Here is a 19,077-nt window from a genome sequence, read left to right as displayed (position 1 = left end):
CTTGGATTCGTCGCTCTGCCCCCAGCTACCCCAGCAGCCGCTTCCACTGCTCCGACAGCCGCTGCGTCGACACCGGGACAGCCGCCTTCAGCTCGGGCGCGAACTGCGACACCCGGAGCTCCTCGATCAGCCAGCGGAACGACTCCAGCTCTTCCGCGGGAACCCCCTTGTTGAGGAGCGCCTGCTGGTGCTTGAGGTAGTCCTGCCAGAACGGCAGCACCTGCGCGGCCTTGGCCTGGTCCTTCTGCGGCCCGTTCGGCAGCCGCTCGAGCCGGATCTGGGTGGCGCGCAGGTAGCGGGGCAGGTGCGCGAGCCGGTCGAGCGGGGCGCGCGCGAAGAGCCCGACCGGCAGCAGGAAGTCGACCTGCGTGCGCACGTCGTCGAGCGCCTGCCTCGGCGAGCCCGGCTTCCCCGCCATCGACCGGAGCATCGACTGCACGCGATCGAGCTCGACGCCGATCTCGCGCGCCATCCCCGAGAGCTTCCCCAGCACGCCCTGCAGCGACCGCCGGCCCTCGTCCAGGCGCGCCTGGAACGCGGCCCGCGTCCTCGGAAACGCCGCGGGATCGCCGAGCTGAAACGCCTCGTCGAGCGCGCGCAGCGCGATCTGCCGCGCGAGGCCGGGCTCGCCCGGGGCCACCTTGGCGCCGAGCCCGCTCACGGCCACGGCGCTGCGCAGCGGCTGCTCGAGCTGGCTCATCTTGCCCCCGATCTGCAGCAGCACGAGCCGCCGCAGCCCGGCGCGCGTCGCCTCGGCGGCCGCCGCCCCCGACGCGAGCACGCGCACCGAGACCGACGTCTCGTTGTCGATCAGCGCCGGATAGCCGAACACCTTCTGCCCCCCGGCGTCGACCTGCACGCGCTCGGGCAGCGCGTCGACCCCGAACGACGTCAGCCCGTCGCGCTCCAGACCCGCCTTGCCGACCTTCGCCCAGGCCTCGCGCGCCCGGCCCGACAGCCGCTCCTTGAGCTCCCGCAGGTCGCGCCCCTCGCCGATCACCCGGCCATCCTCGCCGATCACGCGGAAATAGAAGCGCAGGTACGGCGGGAGATCGTCGGGCCGGAACGCGTCCGCCGGCACGCGCTCGCCGGTGCGATCCTCGACGGCGGCCGCGAGCGCCGGCCGCATCGGGCCCTGGAACGGCCGGAGATCCGCCGCGATCTCCCGGGCGACCTCCCGGAGCGGGACCAGCGCCTTGCGGAGCGACTTCGGCAGCGTCTCGAGCAGCAGGGCGATCTTCTCGGCGTGCCACCCGGGGATCATCCACTCGAGCTCGTCCGGATCGGCCTGCGGCAGGAGCACCAGCGGCAGCGACAGCGAGATGCCGTCGTCGTCCTCGCCGGGATCGAAGCGGTACGAGAGCGGCACGGTCGCGCCGTAGAGGTCGAGCGCGTCGGGGAAGCGCTCGGGCGTGAGCTCCGCGGCCTCGTCGAGCAGGACGTCGGCGAGCGACAGGTGAAGCACCCGCGGGTCCTTCTCCTCGGCCTCCTTCCGCCACGCCTCGAACGTCTTGCCGCTGTACACCCCCTCGGGCACGCGGCGGTCGAAGAAGAGCTCGAGCGCGTGCTCGTCCGCCAGCATCTCGCTCCTCCGCGCCTTGTCGCGGAGCCGGCTCACCTCCTCGAACAGCCGGCGGTTCGCCTCCATGAACGCCCCGCGCGTCGTGTATTCCTGCCGGACCAGCGCGTGGAGGAGGAAGATGGGGCGCGCGGCCTTCGGGTCGATCGGCCCGTAATCGACCCTGCGGTCCCGCGCGATCGGCAGCCCGTAGAGCGTCACCTGCTCCTTGGCCATCACCGCCGCCGGCTTCGCGGCCCAGTGAGGATCGCCGTAGCTGCGCTTGCAGAGCGGCCCGGCCGCGGCCTCGATCCACGCGGGATCGAGGGCCGCCGCCATCCGGGCGAAGAGCTGCGATGTCTCGACCAGCTCGGCGGCCATGATCCACGCGGGCGGCTTCTTCGCGAGGCCCGAGGACGGGTGGAGCTGAAAGCGCGTCTGCCTTGCGCCGAGATACACCCGGTGCTCCTGGTTCCACATGCCGATACGGCTGAGCAGGCCGGGCAGGAGCGCGCGGTGGATGGCGTCGCCCTTCGCGGGCGCGCCGTTCGGCGAGAAGCCCATCTCCCGCGTGATGCGGCTGAGCTGCCGGTGCACGTCGGCCCACTCGCGCATGCGGAGGTACGACACGAAATGATCGCGGCACGCCTTCCGGAGCTGGTTCTGCGTCAGCCGGCCCTGCGCGTCCTGGTAGAAGCTCCACAGCTTCAGGAGCCCCACGAAGTCCGACGTCTCGTCCTTGAACTTCCGGTGCGCGTCGTCGGCCTGCTTCTGCGCGGAGAGCGGCCGCTCCCGCGGATCCTGCACCCCGAGCGCGGCGGCGATGATCAGCACCTCGGCGAGCGCCCCCTCGCGCTCGCCGCCCAGGACCATCCGGCCGAGCCGCGGATCGAGCGGCAGCCGCGCGAGCTTCCGGCCGATGTCCGTGAGCGCGCCCGACTCGTCGAGCGCGCCGAGCTCCTCGAGGACCCGATAGCCCTCGTCCACGGCGCGCTTCGACGGCGCGTCGAGGAACGGGAAATCCTCGATGGCGCCGAGCCCGAGCGCCTTCATCTGGAGGATCACGCCCGAGAGGCCGACGCGCAGGATCTCCGGATCGGTGTAAGCAGGCCTCGACTGGTAGTCCTGCTCGGCGTAGAGCCGGAAGCAGACGCCGCTCTGCACGCGGCCCGCGCGTCCCTTGCGCTGATCGGCGCTCGCGCGCGAGATCGGCTCGATCTGGAGCTGGGTGACGCCCGTGCGGGGGCTGTACCGGTTCACGCGGGCGAGCCCCGCGTCGACCACATACACGATGCCTGGGATGGTGAGCGAGGTCTCGGCCACGTTCGTCGCGAGCACGATCCGCCGCCCCGGGATCGACTGGAACACGCGCTGCTGGTCGCCCTGCGGGAGCCGCCCGTAGAGCGGCAAGAGCGTCGTGTGCGGCAGGCCGTGGCGCTCGAGCTCGGCCATCGTGTCATGGATCTCCCGCTCTCCGGGGAGGAAGACGAGGATATCCCCGCGCGGGTCGATCTCGGTGATCTCCTCGACCGTGCTCGCGACCGCGTCGGCGATCTCCGGCTCGCCGCTCTCGGGGGGACGGTGGATGACCTCCACGGGATACGTGCGGCCGGAGACCTCGATGACGGGCGCGCCGTCGAAATAGGCCGCGAACCGGTCGGTCTCGAGCGTGGCGGAGCTGATGATGACGCGGAGATCCGGCCGCCTCGGCAAGAGGCGTTTGAGGTACCCGAGCAGGAAATCGATGTTGAGGCTGCGCTCGTGGGCCTCGTCGATGATGAGCGTGTCGTAGTCCGAGAGCCGCGGATCGCCCTGGATCTCGGCGAGGACGATGCCGTCGGTCATGTACTTGACGTACGTCGCCGGGCTCGTCCTGTCCGAGAAGCGGATCTTGTAGCCGACCTCCTTGCCCAGCTCGACGCCGAGCTCCTTGGCGACGCGGGCCGCGACGCTCGTGGCGGCGATGCGGCGCGGCTGCGTCACGCCGATCCGGGCGGTGAGCCCGCGGCCCATGGCCAGGCAGATCTTGGGCAGCTGCGTGGTCTTGCCCGAGCCGGTCTCGCCCGCGACGATCACCACCGGGTGCGCCTCGATGGCCCGGGCGATGTCGAGCACCCGCGCCGAGATGGGCAGTTCCTCGGGAAAGCGGACCGGGCCCGCGGACGCGGGCAGCGGTGACGTCTGGCCGCCGGGGGCGGCCGGCGCAGGGGAGGACTCGTGCGGAACGCGGGAGCTCACGGTGCGCGAGGGGGTAGCATCTCCCGCCGCGGCGCGCCGTCGAAGCCGTGCGCTCGCGGAGCGCGGCGCTGCGCCGCCTCCGGGAGCGCGCCCGGGCGCCGCCCCTCCGCCGTCGGCGCGCGCCCCGTCAATCGTCGTCGCCGCCGTCCTCGCACTTCGGGTCGCGGCAGCGGCCCTGGAGGATGTCGCGGCACAGCTGGTCGCGCTTCTTCTCGTCCAGGTCGTCGTCGAGCGCGGCGAAGATCAGCTGCATGCGGCACTCGAGCGTGCCCTCGGCGCGCAGGCGGGTGCACGCGTTGAACACGTCCGGCGCCGGCCAGAGCGAGCACATGGCCGTGCAGGTCTCGCGATCCGGCACCCGGAGCGGGCACAGGGCCGCGTAGAGGGTGCAGAGCGCCTCGCACCGCCCGACGCACCCGTCGCCGTCGTCCGGGCCGAGCGGCCCGGCGCCGGTGCAGCCGGCGGGATCGCCCGTCTCCGCCGGCCGGCACGCGGCGTAGCCCGCGGGCGACGGCATCGCCTCGCACACCGCGCAGCACGCCTCGACCGACGGATACTGCGGCGCGAGCTCGCATCGATCCACCGAGGCGACGCAGTGCGTCGAACATTCGGCGATCTCGCACGGGCCGATTTGCTGCTGCGGCGGCGGCGACGGCGGCGTGGGCGCCGGCGGCGGCGTGGGCCCGCTGTCCCGGCTCGCGTCGCCGGTGTCGCCGGCGTCGCCGTCGGTCTCCACGCTGCCGCCGTCGGTCGCGAGGGTGCCGCCCTCGCCGCCTTCGCCGGGCAGCGGGGCGAGGACCTGGCAGCCGGCGAGCCATGCGGCGAGCGTGCAGGCCGTCGCCGAGCGCGCCTTCATAACGCTCCCCGCACGCCGATGTAGCCCGGGCCGACCGCCCAGGTGACGTTCGAGGCCGGCGCCCGCGCGCTCTCCAGCCCGAGGGCGACGCCCCCGACGGCCGCCCCGGCGATGGCGAGGCCGAACCCCACGTTCGAGACCCAGCCCAGCGCGTTCGCGCTGCCTCGCGCGCCGTCGGTGCAGCTCGAGGTGCCCCGCCGGCACGCGTCCTCGAGGTCGCTCCGCGCGCCCAGGTAGGCCGCGCCCGCGCCGAGCCCCACGGCGAGCCCGGCGCCCGAGGCGATGAACCCGCCGATGGCCCACGTCGCGGCCTTGCCCGAGGAGGGTTCCGGGGTGAGGGCGACGTCCAGCGTCGTGACCTCCCGCTCCGGGACGTAGACCCGCTGCCGGGCGCCGAGGTAGCCGTCGGCCTCGACCTCGACCCAGTGGTTGCCCGGATCGATCGGCGATCCTTCCGCGGAGACCTTCACCTCCTGCCCGTCGACCTTGAGCCTGGCGCCGGCGGGGTTCGGCGCGAGCCGCACCTTCAGCCGGGGGATGCGCCCGTCGAGCTCGCTGCCCAGGGCGTCGGCGCGGCGCCGCGCCTGCGTGAACGGCCACGGCTCTCCGGGGGTCGCGCGCGACGAGGCGATCGTCGACGCGAGCTCGCGCGCCTCGCTGAGCCGGCCGATCGCGGCGAGCGTCTTCGCCACCTCGATGGAGGTCGTGGGCACGCAGACCAGGCGCTCGGCGCGCTGGTAGGCGCGGAGCGCCTCCGCGTAGCGCTTCTGGGCGAAGAGCTCGTCGCCCGTGTACACGAGCTCCCGGGCCTCGCTCCGCGCCTTGTCGTCGGCCTCGCCGCCGGCGGCGCCTGCGCCCTCGCCGGCGAGCGCGGGTGAGGCCGCGATCAGCAGGCCGGCGATCATCATCAGGGTCGTGGGCCGGGAGTGCATGGATTTCCCCGTCAGAATCCGAGATCGCGCCGCGCGCGGCTGCGCGTCGCGACCTTCTTGGCCGGCGGCTCGCCGGGCGCCACGCGCGCCGCCTGCGCGGCGACCGGCGCCTTATGCGCGGCCGGCGCCGGGGCCTCGGCCGCAGGCTCGACGTCGGGCTGCGGCGCGCTGGCCGCGGGGCGCGGCGCGATGGCCGGGGCCTCGGGCTGCGGCGCGCTCGTCGCGCACTGGGCCGCGGGCTCGGCGGCGGGGGCGGCGTGCGCCGCCGGCCCGACGCCGACCATCGCGAGCGACGCGACGTGCGCCGCCGATGCCGGCGCCGTCCGGGTGACGCCCGCCCACGCCAGGGTGCTCACCCCCATCACGGCGGCCGCCGCCACGGCCCAGGTGCGCGCCCGCGACCGCTGCCGCGGCGAGGCGGCGCCGAGCGTGCCGAACGGCATCAGCGTGGTCACGAGGGACGAGAAGCCTTCGCCCGAGGCGAGGCTGTCGCGCGGGGGCATGATCTCGGTCGGGGCGGGCCGCGAGTCGCGCGGGGCGGCGATGGCGGCGTCCAGCGCCTCGAGGACGGCGCGGGCGCTCTGGACGCGGCGCGCCGGATCCGGCTCGAGCAGCGAGAGGACCCAGGCGTCGATCGCGGGCGGCAGGCCCGGGACGAGGCGGGACGGCGGCGGGGGCGGCCCGCGGTCGATCGCGACCGCCACCGCGGCGATGGTGGCCCCGCCGAACGGGGTCTGTCCGGTCAGGCAGAAGTAGGCCACGACGCCGAGCGCCCAGAGGTCGCTGTGCGGCCCGACCTTCGCGCCGCCCGCCATCTGCTCCGGCGACATGAAGTGCGGCGTCCCCATGATGGCGCCCGTGACCGTGAGCCGCTCCGCCTCCTCGGCGGTGTTCTTGGCGATGCCGAAGTCGAGCACCTTCACGAACGGCTCGCGCTCGCCCGAGACGAGGAAGATGTTCTCGGGCTTGACGTCGCGGTGGACGATGCCGGCCTCGTGCGCCTTGGCCAGCGCGGCGCACGTCTGGCGCAGGATGGTCGCCGTCTCGTCGAGCGAGAGCCGCCCGCGGCGCTCGACCAGGTCGTGGAGCGTCTCGCCTTCGAGGTGCTCCATCACGATGTACGGGACCCCCTGATCGGTGAACCCCAGGTCGAACACCCGCACCACGTGCGGGCTCTGGATCCGGGCGGCGGCCTCCGCCTCGCGGCGGAGCCGGGTGACGGCGAGCGGGTGATCGGCGTAGATGTCACGGAGGAACTTGACCGCGACCTGCGTCTTGAGCCCCACGTGCTCGGCGAGCCAGACGCTCCCCATCCCGCCTTGACCGAGCGCGCGGAGGAGCCGCAGCTGCGCGCCCACCTGCATCCCCGGCAGCGGTGCGCGGTCCGAGCTCGACGGCGCGGTGTGGCACCTTGCCTCAGCTGGGGCGATCAGGCACGGCGATGGCTGTGTGGCCTCACCCATTCCTACCGTCTTGCTCATGCCGGAGGGGGCTTGCATGCGGCGAGCCAGCGTCTCGATTGAACGGTTCCAAGGACATGAGCTGGAGTCGGCGTGGCGCATCGTGGCGCGAGGCCGCGCCGCACAGAGCCCTCGTGACAGTTCGCTACAGGCGAGGTTACCGCGGCGGGCGCGCCTCGCGGCGCTCTGCCTTCAATAACGGTCGCGCGCATCGCGCGTTGCGGGCGGCGCCACATCGCCAGGAGCCGCGACGCCGCTCGGACCGTCACGCCGCCCGGACTCGCGATGTCGCCTGCCGTGCGCTCCGGGCGACCGCGCGCCGTTGCGGCCGGCGCCGGTTGTCGGCGCGCCAGCAGGGGTCCGTCCATGGCCGCGGCGCTGAACGGATGAGAACGGGCGGCATTTCCACGCGAGATCTCCGGAGCGGCGGAGAGGTTTCCACGCGCGCTGCCGGGGCTCCGAGGAGCGGGCGCGGCGCTCTGGCGCGGGCAGGGTCGCCCGAGGTGTGATGTCGAGAGCGGCGCGATCGGGCGCGTGTCCGAGCTCGGCGTTGCCGGATGGATGGATGATGGCGAGCAACGTATTTGTGCCGTTGCCGACACCGAGGACGCTCCGGGGCGCGCACCCCGGAGCCGCGGAGTGCCGAGACAACCGCGCTCGCGCGGCGCTCCCTCGCGCCGGACACGAGGTCACGCGCGGGCGCGGGTGGAGCGGGTCGAGCGGGCAAGCGGACCACCGCCGGCAGAGCTCGCGCGATCTCGCGAGCGCGGCCGTCGATCAGGGCTTGTGTCGTGCGGGCGAAGCAAGCAGTCTACGCGCAGCGATGCAGCCTCTCTTTCTCTGCTTCCTGGCGGGCGTCGGCCTCCTCGCCGCGGCGTGCGATGCCCCTCCCGCGGAGGCGCCCAAGCCGGTCCAACTCCCGCCCGCGCCCCCGGGCGAGCTCCGCAGCCCGGAGGCGTTCGCGTCGATCCGGGACGACGACGCGCGCGCGGCCTCGCTCTTCCTCGAGGCGAGCAAGGTGCTGCTCCACCCGCGCTGCGTGAACTGCCACCCGCACGACGGCGTCCCGCGCCAGGGCGACGCCGGCGAGCGCCACAGCCCGCCCGTCGAGCGCGGCCCGGCCGATCGCGGGCTCGCGGCGCTGGAGTGCACGTCGTGCCACCAGGTGCAGAACCTCGATTTCGCCCGCGTGCCCGGGGCGCCGGGCTGGCACCTCGCGCCGGCGGAGATGGCCTGGCTCGGCCGCTCGCCCGCGGCCATCTGCGCCCAGATCAAGGACCCGGCGCGCAACGGCAAGAAGACGCTCGCGCAGATCGCCGAGCACGCCGCGCACGACGAGCTCGTCGCGTGGGGGTGGGCGCCCGGGCACGGCCGCACGAAGGCGCCCGGCTCGCAGGCGGCCTTCGGCGCGCTCGTCGACGCGTGGGTGAAGGCGGGCGCCGCGTGCCCGCCCGAGGAGTCCCGACCATGATCATCCTGAAGGTGAACGGCGCCGAGCAGAAGCTCGACGTGGATCCGGAGATGCCGCTGCTCTGGGTGCTGCGCGACGTGCTCGGCCTCACGGGGACCAAGTACGGCTGCGGCCAGGCGCTCTGCGGGGCGTGCGTGGTGCACCTCGACGGCGAGACCGTGCGCGCCTGCGTGACGCCGGTGAAGCGCGCCGCCGGCGGCTCGGTGACGACCATCGAGGGGCTCGGCCCGGCCGGCGATCACCCGCTGCAGCGCGCGTGGGTGGAGCTCGGCGTCCCGCAGTGCGGCTTCTGCCAGGCGGGGCAGATCATGAGCGCGGCCGCGCTCTTGCGGAAGAACCCGCGCCCCTCGAACGAGGACATCGACAAGTCGCTCGCCGGCAACATCTGCCGGTGCGGCACGTACACGCGCATCCGCGCCGCGGTCCGCAAGGCCGCCGGCCTGCCCACGGAGTGAAGATGGAACAGCAACGCGTCGTCCTCCTCCGCCGCTCCTTCCTCGCGGGGCTCGGGCTCGCGATGGGCGGGCTCGCGCTCGGGCTCGCCGAGGGCGACGCCGAGGCCGCGCCGCCCCCGCCGGCTCCTTCCACGCTGCCGCAAGAACCGGGGCTCCGGACCGGGGTGTTCCTCCACATCGCGACCGACGGCACGGTGTCGATCGTCTGCCACCGGTCGGAGATGGGGCAGGGGATCCGCAGCTCGCTGCCGGTCCTCGTCGCCGACGAGCTCGGCGCCGACATGGCGCGGGTGAAGATCGTGCAGGGCGACGGCGACAAGGCCTACGGCGATCAGAACACCGACGGCTCGCGCAGCGTGCGCAACGGTTACGAGCCGATGCGCCGCGTGGGCGCGACGGCGCGCGCCATGCTGGTCGCGGCCGCGGCGAAGAGGTGGCGCGTGCCCGCCGCCGAGTGCGTGGCCGAGCAGCACGCCGTCCACCACGCGAAGTCGAAGCGCTCGCTCGACTTCCGCGAGCTCGTGGCCGACGCGGCGAAGCTCCCGGTGCCCGACGCGAAGACCGTCGCGCTCCGCCCCGTCGCCGAGCTGAAGCGCGTCGGCGGCCCGCTCCCGCTGCTCGACGGGCCGGCCATCGTGACGGGCGCCGCGCAGTTCGGCGCGGACGTACGCCTGCCGGGCATGCTCACCGCGGTCATCGCGCGCCCGCCGGTCGTGGGGGGCAAGGTGGCGCGGTACGACGGGGCGCGGGCGCTGGCGGTCGCGGGCGTGAAGAAGCTCGTGGATCTGCCGGGCCCGACGGGCGGCGCGGTCGGGTTTCAGCCGCTCGGCGGGGTCGCGGTCGTGGCGGACACGACGTGGGCCGCGATGCGCGGCCGCGCGGCGCTGCAGATCGAGTGGGATCACGGCGCGAACGCGGCGTACGACTCGGCGAGCTATCGCCAGGCGCTCTCGGCCGCGGTGCGGGCGCCGGGCAAGGTGGTGCGCAAGGTCGGCGACGTGGACGGGGCGTTCGCGAAGGCGGCGCGCACGATCGAGGCCGAGTACTACGTGCCGCACCTGGCGCACGCGGCCATGGAGCCGCCGTCGGCGGTGGCGCGGGTCGACGCGAACGGCTGCGAGGTGTGGGCGCCGACGCAGAACCCGCAGGCGGCGCGGACCGAGGTGGCGCGGGCGCTCGGCGTCGGCGAGGACAAGGTCGCGGTGCACGTGACGTTGCTCGGCGGCGGCTTCGGCCGGAAGTCGAAGCCGGACTACTGCGCCGAGGCGGCGTTGCTCGCGCGCGCCATGGGCGCGCCGGTGCGGGTGCAGTGGACCCGCGAGGACGACGTGCAGAGCGGGTATTTCCACAGCGTGAGCGCGCAGTACCTCAAGGCGGGGCTCGACGCGGACGGCAAGGTGAGCGCCTGGCTGCACCGGACGGCGTTTCCGCCGATCCCGTCGACGTTCGACGGGAAGGTGAAGACCCCGAGCGAGAACGAGCTCGGCCTCGGCGTGCTCGACCTCGCGCTCGCGTCCCCGAACGTCCGCGCCGAGGCGTGCGACGCGCCGGCGCACGTCCGGATCGGGTGGCTCCGGTCGGTCTGCAACATCTTCCACGCCTTCGCGGTGCAGAGCTTCATCGACGAGATCGCCCACGCGCGGCAGGCCGATCCGCGCGACGTGCTGCTCGAGGTGCTCGGCCCGGCCCGGCAGGCGTCGCCGGCCGAGCTGGGGGTCCAGAAGGTCCCGAACTACGGGGCGCCGATCGAGCAGCACCCGGTCGACGTGGGCCGGCTGCGGCACGTCATCGAGCGCGTGACGGAGATCTCGGGGTGGGCCGCCGCGCGCAAGGCGGGTCGCGCCGTGGGCCTCGCCGCGCACCGGAGCTTCCTCACCTACGTGGCGGTGGTCGCCGCGGTGTCGAAGGACGCGCTCGGCAAGGTGCAGGTCGACGAGGTGTGGCTCGTCGCCGACCCCGGCACGGTGGTCAACCTGGATCGCGTGCGCTCGCAGATGGAGGGCGCGGTCGTCTTCGGGATGAGCATCGCGCTCCACGGCGCCATCACGGTGAAGGGCGGGGCGGTCGAGCAGACGAACTTCCGCGACTACCCGGTGGTGCGGAGCACGGAGGTGCCGAAGCGCATCCACGTGGAGATCGTGAAGAGCGACGCGCCGCCCGGCGGCGTCGGGGAGCCCGGGGTGCCGCCGGTGGCGCCCGCGATCGCGAACGCGGTGTTCGCCCTGACGAAGACGCGCGCGCGGGAGCTCCCGCTGCGGCGCCTGGGGCTGTGACGGGGCGGCCGCGGCGGATCTCCTCTCCGACGCGGCCCTATCCCGCGTCCTCTGGACCTCTCGACAGCATGGGCTTGCAGGGAAGCTGGAGGCTCTCTCCAAGATCCGCCCGGATCCGGTGCCTGACGTAGTCGTCCTCGTGCTCGCGAGCGCTCGCGATGGCGGCGTCGGTCAGGTCGGGATGGCGCTCCTTGCCGCGCGTGATGTAATGCACGAGCGATCGGCGCACATCGAGATCGGGGTTCCGGACGAACTCCGCGACGGCCCAGTCTTCGAACCGAGCCAGCAGGTCATCGATGGGCTCGTCCGGCGGCAGCTGCCGGGATGTGTACCGAAGGTGAGGCCAGCGGATGTGCTCGCGAGGTATCGCGCACCAGTACACAACCCCCGCCACGCCGTACTTCTCGCGATTCGAGCCTGATTCGCAGATCTTCAGGAGCTCGTCGAACACGGGCCTACGCCCGTGGACGATGGTGCACGCCCAGGCGAACTGCTGATTGAACGACGGATCGTCCGTGTCCACCGCAGCTCGAACGGCATCGGGGAAGATCGGCGCGGGCACGGTCTCGGTGGCGAACATCAGGAGCTTCACGAACAGCCGGAGGCGCCTATCGCGGAGCAGGAGCGAGAGCTCGGCTGCGTCGGGCTCTGCGCACGCCTGGAAGGCGCGGAGCGCTTCCGGCGATGCGAGCCCCTCCAGCGGCCCGATGCGGGCCTCGATCTCCCCCATCGACCGGATGCCGTGGGTGTCGAGGAACTGCTCTGCGAGCCGCCGCCAGTCGTGGGTGGGAGGCATTTCATTCCTTTCGAGCGATGTCCGCTCGATCTGCATCGAGATCCATCGAGCCGGCGACCCCCGATCGCGCGGCGCGGCTACGACGTCCCCGTCTTGCTCTGCTGATAGACGTCCTTGACGTGGATCTCCATGAACCTCTCCGGCTTCTCGAGCGGCGCGAAGCCGAACTGCCGGTACAGCCCGTGCGCGTCGGCGGTGGCGAGCAACGTCCGCCGCAGCCCGAGCCGGCCGAGGGCCTCGGTGACGTGGGCCATCAGCGCCTTGCCGTACCCCTTTCGTTGCTCCGCCTCGACGATGAACACGTCGGCCAGGTACGCGAACGTCGCCTGGTCGGTGATCACCCGGGCGAAGCCGATCTGCGCGCCGGCCTTGTAGGCGCCGAAGCAGAGCGAGCCCTCGATCGCTCGCTCGACCACGTCCCGGGGGATGCCCTTGCTCCAGTACGCGGAGGCGAGGACGCTGTGGATCAGCGCGCGATCGAGGCGCGATTTGTCCGACGAGATGACGAGCTCTTCGCTTGCCTGGTGGTCCACTCCGTCGCTCCTCCGTTGCGCGTGCAGGCTGTGGGGCCGGTCCCTCGCGGCCCCGTGGCGACCCCTACATCCGTCGCCTAGCGGCAAGCAATCCGAGGCGCCGGCCTGCGTCAAGGGCAGGCGGCCGGGCGCGCCGTGCTGGGCGCGCCCATGGACGATGCCGCCGCCCGCGTGCGACGTTGCCCGCGAACACGGGGGAAGAAGCATGCTCACGCTCCTCGGGGTCGCGGTCGTGGTCGTCGGCTTTGTCGTCCGGATCCATCCGCTCCTGGTCGTCGCCGCGGCCGCCGTCGTGACCAGCCTCTCGGCCGGGATGAGTCTTGTCCAGGGGATCTCCGCCCTGGGCAAGGCCTTCAACGACAACCGCTATGTCAGCCTCGTCTGGCTGGTCTTGCCGGTCATCGGCCTCCTGGAGCGCTCCGGGCTCCAGGAGCGGGCGCGCGCGCTGGTCTCGCGGGTGAAGACCGCCACGACCGGCCGCCTCCTGCTCGCGTATTTCATGATACGGCAGCTCAGCGCGGCCCTCGGCCTGACCTCGCTGGGCGGCCACGCGCAGATGGTCCGGCCGCTGATCGCGCCCATGGCCGAGGCCGCCGCCGAGAACCGACACGGGCCGCTGCCGGACAGCGCGCGCTTTCGGATCCGCGCCGCGGCGGCGGCGGCCGACAACGTGGCGCTGTTCTTCGGCGAGGACATCTTCCTCGCCATCGCGTCGATCCTGCTGATCAAGGGGTTCCTCGAGCAGAACGGGATCTTCGTCGAGCCGCTCCAGCTGTCGGTCTGGGCCATCCCCACGGCGATCCTGGCGCTCCTGGTCCACGGGACGCGGCTCCTCCTGCTCGACCGGCGGCTACGGCGCGAGCTCGCCCGCGCGGACGGCGGCGAGGCGCGCGAATGATCACCCTCGACATCGGCTACCTCGCGGCGGGCCTGTTCTTCGCGGCGGCGTCCGCCCTGAGCGCGGTCGACCGCGAGAACCCGAAGCGCTGGAAGAACGCCCTCTTCTGGGGCCTCCTGGCGACGAGTTTCCTCTTCGGCGCGCGCCTCGGGGATCTCCCGAACGGCGTCCTCGCGATCGCGCTCGTCCTCCTGGCCGGCGTCGGGGGCCTGGGCCAGGGCCGCCCCGCCACGACGACGCCCGCGGAGCGGCGCGCGAGCGCCGACCGGCGCGGGGATCGCCTCTTCGTCCCGGCGCTGATCATCCCGGCGACCGCGCTCCTGGGCGCGCTGGTCCTCCGGCGGGTCGAGATCCACGGAGCTCCCTTGCTCCACCCTGGCCAAGCCACGCTGATCTCGCTGGCGCTCGGCGTGGTGCTGGCGCTCGCGACCTCGGTGGCGTGGCTGCGCCCGCCGCTGCTCGCCCCGCTGCAGGAGGGCCGGCGCCTGCTCGACACCGTGGGCTGGGCGGCGATCTTGCCTCAGATGCTGGCCGCGCTCGGGGTCGTGTTCGCGGCCGCGGGCGTCGGCGACGCGGTCGGGGGGCTGGCCGGGAGCGCGCTCCCGCTCGGCGGCCGCCTCGCCGCGGTGGCGACTTACACGGTGGGCATGGCGGTGTTCACGGTGATCATGGGGAACGCGTTCGCGGCCTTTCCGGTCATGACCGCGGCCGTGGGGCTGCCCCTGATCGTGCGCCGGCTCGGCGGCGATCCGGCGGTGATGAGCGCCATCGGCATGCTGTCCGGCTTCTGCGGGACGCTGATGACCCCCATGGCCGCCAACTTCAACATCGTGCCCGCGGCCCTGCTCGAGCTGCCCGACCGCGACGGCGTGATCAAGGCCCAGCTCCCCACCGCGCTGCTCCTGCTGGTCGGGAACACGCTCCTCATGTACTTGCTCGCCTTCCGGCGCTGAGGTTTTAGCCATGGCACACGTGCTCACACCCGACATCGCCTCGCGTCTCGCCTCCATCGCGCTCGGGCACGTGACGCGGGAGTATCCGAACAAGCTCGATCACGTCATGTCCGGCCCCGAGGACGTGAAGGGCCCGCGCGACCTTCACCCCATCTTCTACGGCAGCTTCGACTGGCACTCGTGCGTGCACGGCCACTGGCTCCTCGCGCGGGTGTACCGCCTCTTCCCCGGCGCGCCCGGCGCGGCGGCGATCCGCGCGCTCCTGGACGCGCAGCTCACGGCCGACAAGGTCGCCGCCGAGCTCGACTATCTACGGCGGCCGGCGAGCCGCGGCTTTGAACGGCCGTATGGATGGGCGTGGCTGCTCCTGCTCGCGGCCGAGCTCGCGCGCTGCGGCACCGGCGAGGGCCAGCGGTGGTCGGCCGCGCTGGCCCCGCTCGGCGACGCGTTCGCCGAGCGGCTCCTCGAGTACCTGCCCCGGGCCACGTACCCGGTCCGCGCCGGCGCGCACACGAACAGCGCCTTCGCCCTCGCGCTCGCGCTGGAGTACGCCGCCGTGAAGGGCGATGAGCGGCTCGCGCGGCGCTGCGCCGAGTCCGCGCGGGCGTGGTACGGCCGCGACGCGGACTGCCAGGCGTGGGAGCCCTCGCAGGACGATTTCCTCTCGCCCGCCCTCATGGAGGCCGAGTGCATGCGCCGGGTCCTGTCCGGACCGGAGTTCCGCGGCTGGTTCGCGCGGTTCCTCCCGCGCGCGGCGGACGGCGAGCCCGCGACCCTGTTCGCGCCGGCGACGGTCAGCGACCGCAGCGACGGCAAGATCGCCCACCTCGACGGGTTGAACCTGAGCCGCGCCTTCTGCTGGCGCTCGCTCGCCGCGGCCCTGCCCGAAGGGGATCCGGTCCGCGCCCGCGCCTTCGACGCGGCCGAGCGGCACCTCGACACCAGCCTGCCGCACGTGGCCGGCGATTACATGGGCGAGCACTGGCTGGCGAGCTTCGCCCTCCTCGCGCTGGGCGCCGGGGCGGAGTGACGGGCACCAGGGGTGCGCTGCGCGGCGCCTGCTTCGCGCCGCAGCGTCTAGATCGTGGAGCGGGAGACGGGATTTGAACCCGCGACGTCAACCTTGGCAAGGTTGCACTCTACCACTGAGTTACTCCCGCAAACGTCGGGTACAGAAACAGAGGGAGCTGGAGAGCACCCTCATCGGAGCCGCTCGGAGTAGATCCTGAGCTGCGCCGAGCCACCGCCGAAGGGCTGCTCCGTCGAGGCGGCGGAGGAGTATCAACCGGCGTCGCCGTAGTCAAGCGCCGAGGTGCACGATCCTGGAGGGATCGTGCGTGCCGGACGGCACGAGCTCGCCCGGCCGGCCCGGGTCCCGGCGAGCCCCCTGCCCGGGAGGCGCGGCGCGCGGGGGCAGCGCCCTGCGTTCCGCCACGACGCCGCGGCCGAGGCGCGCGGTCACGGCCTTCGAGGCGGTGATGGCGCAGGCGCTCGAGCCCGGCGGCACGATCACCCGCGAGCACGGCGTCGGCACGCTCAAGCGCGGCCTCCTCACGCGCCAGCTCGGCGCGGCGTCGCTCGCGCTGCACCACCGCATCAAGGACGCCTTCGACCCGGACGGCATCCTCAACCCTGGGAAGGTGATCGCGCCGCGCCCGGGCGCGAGGCCTCCCGCCGATCGCGGGTGAACGCGGGGCGGCGCCGCGCGCGGGGCCTCACGGAGAGGTGCAACTACGCCTGCGATCCGTCCGGGATGCAGCCGCGGGCCGGAGAGCAAGATCCCGGCTCGCCCGATGCGAATGAAAATACGCGGCTCGCTCGTCGATTGCGGTGAGGCCGATCGCGGAGATCGCCTCCGCGCAGGAGTGAGCGAGGGACCCGATGATATGCCAGCAAGAGAGTCCGCCCGTATCTGCGGAGCAGTCCTGTTCGACCACGACGCGCAGGCTTTGGTCTCGGAAGTCGAGGAAATGTCCTTCCGAGACAGAATGCATATCAACGGGGCCGAGGGGCGCTCCGGTCGGCTCCGTCTGACCGGCGTGCTCTTACGAGCAGCAGCCGAACATGGTGCATGATGGCTGTCCTGCTCGTACCTCCGGCCCCAAACCCGTGCGGTGCCGGCATGAACAAGAAGAGCGATCGGCTGTTGCAGAAGGATCGTGACAATTGCGATGTTTACAAGGGGATTGGCAGCGACGAGCTCCGGCGATTCCGTGGCCTGGGGGCGATCCTCCACGCTGTCGTCCCGTTTGGCTCTACCGCCGTCGTCGCGGTGACGGCGCTCGTCACCCTTGGCGCCCAGGGCGGGCACGATGGCCCGATCGTGTGGCATTCGGCCATGCTCACCGTCGTCGCTTTGGCAGGGATCCTCTTGACCCGCAGGCGGAGCGTCCATGTCCACGCAGGTAAGCAGAGAGGCCATGGCGCGGCCGAGCCTGGATTTCCCCGAGCGAGCCCGAGAAAGGATCGAGCGCGTGCGGGAGCTCAGGGCCTGCCTCGCTGATCCCTCCGGAGCAGGCTGCCGGCGCGCTCGCGGCGGACGTCGTCGACGAGGCGTCGGAAGCTGGTCCCCTCGGCTTCCAGGTGCCGGCGCAAGGTCCGCTCCGTCGTGCCGAGGGCGCGGGCCGCGCGGGGGAGCGACGGGACACCGCCGTCGGCGCTCGACAGCTCGCGGAGAATCGCGTGCCAGCCGCGCGAGCGGCGGTGTCACGCGCGGGGGCTCACGGGGACGGCGGGCTCCACACGTAAGGCCTGGTGGTCGAGACGACGCGCAACCCCATCCGTTCCAGGATCGGACGGCTGTCCGGCGAGGCATCCACCTGCAGATAGCGCAGCCCGCGCTCTCGGGCCTGCGCGGCGCGCCGCGCGACGAGGCTTCGATAGATCCCGCGCCCGCGCCACGCCTGCAGCGTGCTGCCGCCCCACAGGCTCGCGAACTCGGTGCCTCGATGGAAGCGCGCCCAAGCGGCGCAGACGATCTGACCTTGCGCCTCCGCGACGTGGATGGATAGCCCCCTTGGATCGGCTTCTCGCTCCTGCCGCAGCTCGGTGACGAGCCAGTCCCAGTCCCCGCCCCAGACGGCGGACTGCAACGCGGCGATCCCGTCGAGCGGCTCGCCGTTGTCGAGACAGCGCACGGTGATCCCCGGGGGCGGCGCCGCGCCGGCGGTCGTCACGGCGACCTCGTCGACGGCCCCGATGAGCAGCGCCTCATCGTCCCCCGCCTCGAGCCCGGCGGCGCGCAGCCGCGCTCCGAGATCCGCGGGGCGGTCGTGGCCGAAGGTCTTCCACTCGAAGCGGCGCGCCAGCCCGGCGAAGTACGACACCTGCTCGGCGATGGCGCCGTCCGCGGTGTCCTCGTCCAGCTCGCTCCATTGCACGCCGCAGCCCCATGGCAGCTCCGGAGGCGACACCCACCGCACCACGCGGCCGTCGCGCTCGACGCGCCATGCCGGGCTGGGAGGCGGGAGATCCCGGCGCATCTGGGCATCGAAGCGCGCGAGGAGCTCGGTGGTGCTCACGGACGCCATGGTGGTCAGTCCGGCGGCAGCAGGTCGTACGCGATGAGCCATCGACATCGATCCTGCCATGTCGGAAGCCGAGGCGGCCAGCACCCCCGGCCTCGGCCGCAGGCGTGCCTCGGGCATGACCGGACGCCCGGACCAAGGCCTTCCTTGTTGACGCCGGCCCCGCGCCCGGTCATTGACAAACGTCAATGACGAATGTCAGTATGCAGATCGATCAGCTGGGAACGGACGATCTGCGCTGGAGCGGAGTCGGGTTCTCCGATAGATCTCGCGCGAAGGCGGCATCGGTTCATGACTCCTCGTCCGGTGAAGGCTGGCTCCACGGTGCGGGATCGCCAGCGCGAGGATACCCGGCAGCGCATCTACGAGGCGGCCATCGCCGTCTTCCGGCGCGACGGCTTCGCGACCGCCCGCATCGAGGATATCGCCCGGTCGGCGGGCGTCAGCCACGGTTCCTTTTACTTTCATTTCCCGACCAAGGACGACGTGCTCTTCCAGCACCACCGGGAGCTCGATCAGCGCGTCGTCGCCGCGCTCTCGGCGCTCCCCGCGGACGCGCCGCTGCGAGTGTTGCTGGACACGCTGTGCGCCGCGTTCAGCCTGGAGTGGGAGCGCGACAGCTTGCTCGTCCCGGATCTCGCCGCGGCGATGATCCGCAAGGGCATGGTGCGCACGCCCCCCGCGGAGATGAGCCCGGTCGGGCGCCTGCTCACCGAGCGGTTCCGCCTCGCGGCCGATCGCGGCGAGCTCGGCCGCGCGCTCCCGATGGAGTGGCTCTGCAGCATCCTGCTCGGTCAGCTGTTCACGACGACGATCGCGTGGCTCGCCGAGCCGGCGTTGCCGCTCGGCACGGCGCTCCAGCGGACCGCTGCGCTCTTTCTGACCGGCGCCTCGGCGAGCAGGTAGGCCGCCGGCGCGCCGCGAGGGGATTGGCCGCTCCTCTGCTGAGCCGGGGGCGCGCCGCGCGCCGCGCGCCGGCCGCGAGGTTGCGCCCCGCCGCGGGCCCCTGGTCGCGAGAGGTGTTTGCGGAGCGGCAGGGGCGAGAGGCGCCCAGGCAGGCAGCATTCCTTCGTGTCTTCATCACGCGTGGAAGAAGAGGAGATAATGACGATGATCAACAGGCCTTG

The 19,077-nt window shown here is 73.0% G+C and carries 16 protein-coding genes and 1 tRNA gene; 9 read left to right on the top strand and 8 right to left on the bottom strand.

What is annotated here, in order from left to right; all coding sequences use genetic code 11:
• Positions 1 to 25: 25 nt before the first annotated feature.
• The 4 genes from hrpA to WMF20_RS36865 all read right to left on the bottom strand — a co-directional run bounded on the left by hrpA (position 26) and on the right by WMF20_RS36865 (position 6,948).
• Positions 26 to 3,796: an ATP-dependent RNA helicase HrpA gene (hrpA, locus tag WMF20_RS36880; protein WP_437606463.1), complete on the bottom strand. Its 3,771-nt coding sequence runs from the start codon at positions 3,794 to 3,796 to the stop codon at positions 26 to 28.
• Between the two features lie 127 nt (positions 3,797 to 3,923).
• Positions 3,924 to 4,652: a hypothetical protein gene (locus WMF20_RS36875; protein ID WP_437606462.1), complete on the bottom strand. Its 729-nt coding sequence runs from the start codon at positions 4,650 to 4,652 to the stop codon at positions 3,924 to 3,926.
• Complete coding sequence (locus tag WMF20_RS36870) at positions 4,649 to 5,584, bottom strand: PEGA domain-containing protein (RefSeq protein ID WP_437606461.1); 936 nt, start codon at positions 5,582 to 5,584, stop codon at positions 4,649 to 4,651. Before WMF20_RS36870 ends, WMF20_RS36875 begins: the two co-directional genes overlap by 4 nt.
• A gap of 11 nt (positions 5,585 to 5,595) precedes the next feature.
• Positions 5,596 to 6,948, bottom strand: a complete 1,353-nt coding sequence (locus tag WMF20_RS36865) for a serine/threonine-protein kinase (protein ID WP_437606460.1) — start codon at positions 6,946 to 6,948, stop codon at positions 5,596 to 5,598.
• Between the two features lie 919 nt (positions 6,949 to 7,867).
• Here WMF20_RS36865 and WMF20_RS36860 point away from each other — a divergent pair.
• The 3 genes from WMF20_RS36860 to WMF20_RS36850 are packed head-to-tail and all read left to right on the top strand — an operon-like array spanning position 7,868 to position 11,243.
• Positions 7,868 to 8,515, top strand: a complete 648-nt coding sequence (locus WMF20_RS36860; protein WP_437606459.1) for an Isoquinoline 1-oxidoreductase subunit — start codon at positions 7,868 to 7,870, stop codon at positions 8,513 to 8,515.
• Complete coding sequence (locus WMF20_RS36855; RefSeq protein ID WP_437606457.1) at positions 8,512 to 8,970, top strand: (2Fe-2S)-binding protein; 459 nt, start codon at positions 8,512 to 8,514, stop codon at positions 8,968 to 8,970. Before WMF20_RS36860 ends, WMF20_RS36855 begins: the two co-directional genes overlap by 4 nt.
• Before the next feature lie 2 nt (positions 8,971 to 8,972).
• Entirely contained in the window at positions 8,973 to 11,243 is a 2,271-nt protein-coding gene (locus WMF20_RS36850; RefSeq protein ID WP_437606456.1) for a molybdopterin cofactor-binding domain-containing protein, read from the top strand.
• 37 nt (positions 11,244 to 11,280) lie between these two features.
• On the opposite strand, the gene WMF20_RS36845 is transcribed toward WMF20_RS36850, so the two are convergent.
• Together WMF20_RS36845 and WMF20_RS36840 are read right to left on the bottom strand one after the other, a co-directional pair.
• Positions 11,281 to 12,039, bottom strand: coding sequence for a hypothetical protein (locus WMF20_RS36845; protein ID WP_437606455.1), 759 nt, complete (start codon positions 12,037 to 12,039; stop codon positions 11,281 to 11,283).
• Positions 12,040 to 12,116: 77 nt separating this feature from the next.
• Positions 12,117 to 12,572, bottom strand: coding sequence for a GNAT family N-acetyltransferase (locus WMF20_RS36840; RefSeq protein ID WP_437606454.1), 456 nt, complete (start codon positions 12,570 to 12,572; stop codon positions 12,117 to 12,119).
• A gap of 205 nt (positions 12,573 to 12,777) precedes the next feature.
• Here WMF20_RS36840 and WMF20_RS36835 point away from each other — a divergent pair, with 205 nt between their 5' ends.
• The 3 genes from WMF20_RS36835 to WMF20_RS36825 are packed head-to-tail and all read left to right on the top strand — an operon-like array spanning position 12,778 to position 15,453.
• Complete coding sequence (locus WMF20_RS36835; RefSeq protein WP_437606453.1) at positions 12,778 to 13,470, top strand: DUF969 domain-containing protein; 693 nt, start codon at positions 12,778 to 12,780, stop codon at positions 13,468 to 13,470.
• Positions 13,467 to 14,423: a DUF979 domain-containing protein gene (locus WMF20_RS36830; protein ID WP_437606452.1), complete on the top strand. Its 957-nt coding sequence runs from the start codon at positions 13,467 to 13,469 to the stop codon at positions 14,421 to 14,423. The genes WMF20_RS36835 and WMF20_RS36830 overlap by 4 nt, the downstream gene beginning before the upstream one ends.
• Positions 14,424 to 14,433: 10 nt before the next feature.
• On the top strand, positions 14,434 to 15,453 hold the full coding sequence (locus WMF20_RS36825; protein ID WP_437606451.1) for a DUF2891 domain-containing protein: 1,020 nt from the start codon (positions 14,434 to 14,436) through the stop codon (positions 15,451 to 15,453).
• A 55-nt stretch (positions 15,454 to 15,508) separates the two neighbouring features.
• On the opposite strand, the gene WMF20_RS36820 is transcribed toward WMF20_RS36825, so the two are convergent.
• Positions 15,509 to 15,583: transfer RNA gene (locus WMF20_RS36820), tRNA-Gly, on the bottom strand.
• A gap of 318 nt (positions 15,584 to 15,901) precedes the next feature.
• Between WMF20_RS36820 and WMF20_RS36815 the strand changes: the two genes are divergently transcribed.
• Together WMF20_RS36815 and WMF20_RS36810 are read left to right on the top strand one after the other, a co-directional pair.
• Positions 15,902 to 16,111, top strand: coding sequence for an FAD-linked oxidase C-terminal domain-containing protein (locus WMF20_RS36815; RefSeq protein WP_437606450.1), 210 nt, complete (start codon positions 15,902 to 15,904; stop codon positions 16,109 to 16,111).
• Positions 16,112 to 16,545: 434 nt separating this feature from the next.
• Complete coding sequence (locus tag WMF20_RS36810) at positions 16,546 to 16,926, top strand: hypothetical protein (protein ID WP_437606449.1); 381 nt, start codon at positions 16,546 to 16,548, stop codon at positions 16,924 to 16,926.
• A 217-nt stretch (positions 16,927 to 17,143) separates the two neighbouring features.
• On the opposite strand, the gene WMF20_RS36805 is transcribed toward WMF20_RS36810, so the two are convergent.
• Positions 17,144 to 17,944: a GNAT family N-acetyltransferase gene (locus tag WMF20_RS36805; protein WP_437606448.1), complete on the bottom strand. Its 801-nt coding sequence runs from the start codon at positions 17,942 to 17,944 to the stop codon at positions 17,144 to 17,146.
• Positions 17,945 to 18,241: 297 nt separating this feature from the next.
• Between WMF20_RS36805 and WMF20_RS36800 the strand changes: the two genes are divergently transcribed.
• Complete coding sequence (locus WMF20_RS36800) at positions 18,242 to 18,856, top strand: TetR/AcrR family transcriptional regulator (RefSeq protein WP_165374380.1); 615 nt, start codon at positions 18,242 to 18,244, stop codon at positions 18,854 to 18,856.
• Positions 18,857 to 19,077: the final 221 nt, after the last annotated feature.

The organism is Sorangium sp. So ce834 (assembly GCF_051521425.1).
Taxonomy (GTDB): Bacteria; Myxococcota_A; Polyangia; order Polyangiales; family Polyangiaceae; genus Sorangium; species Sorangium cellulosum_D.
The sequence above is the reverse complement of the archived record's forward strand: the minus strand, read 5'-3'. Positions and strand labels throughout refer to the sequence as shown.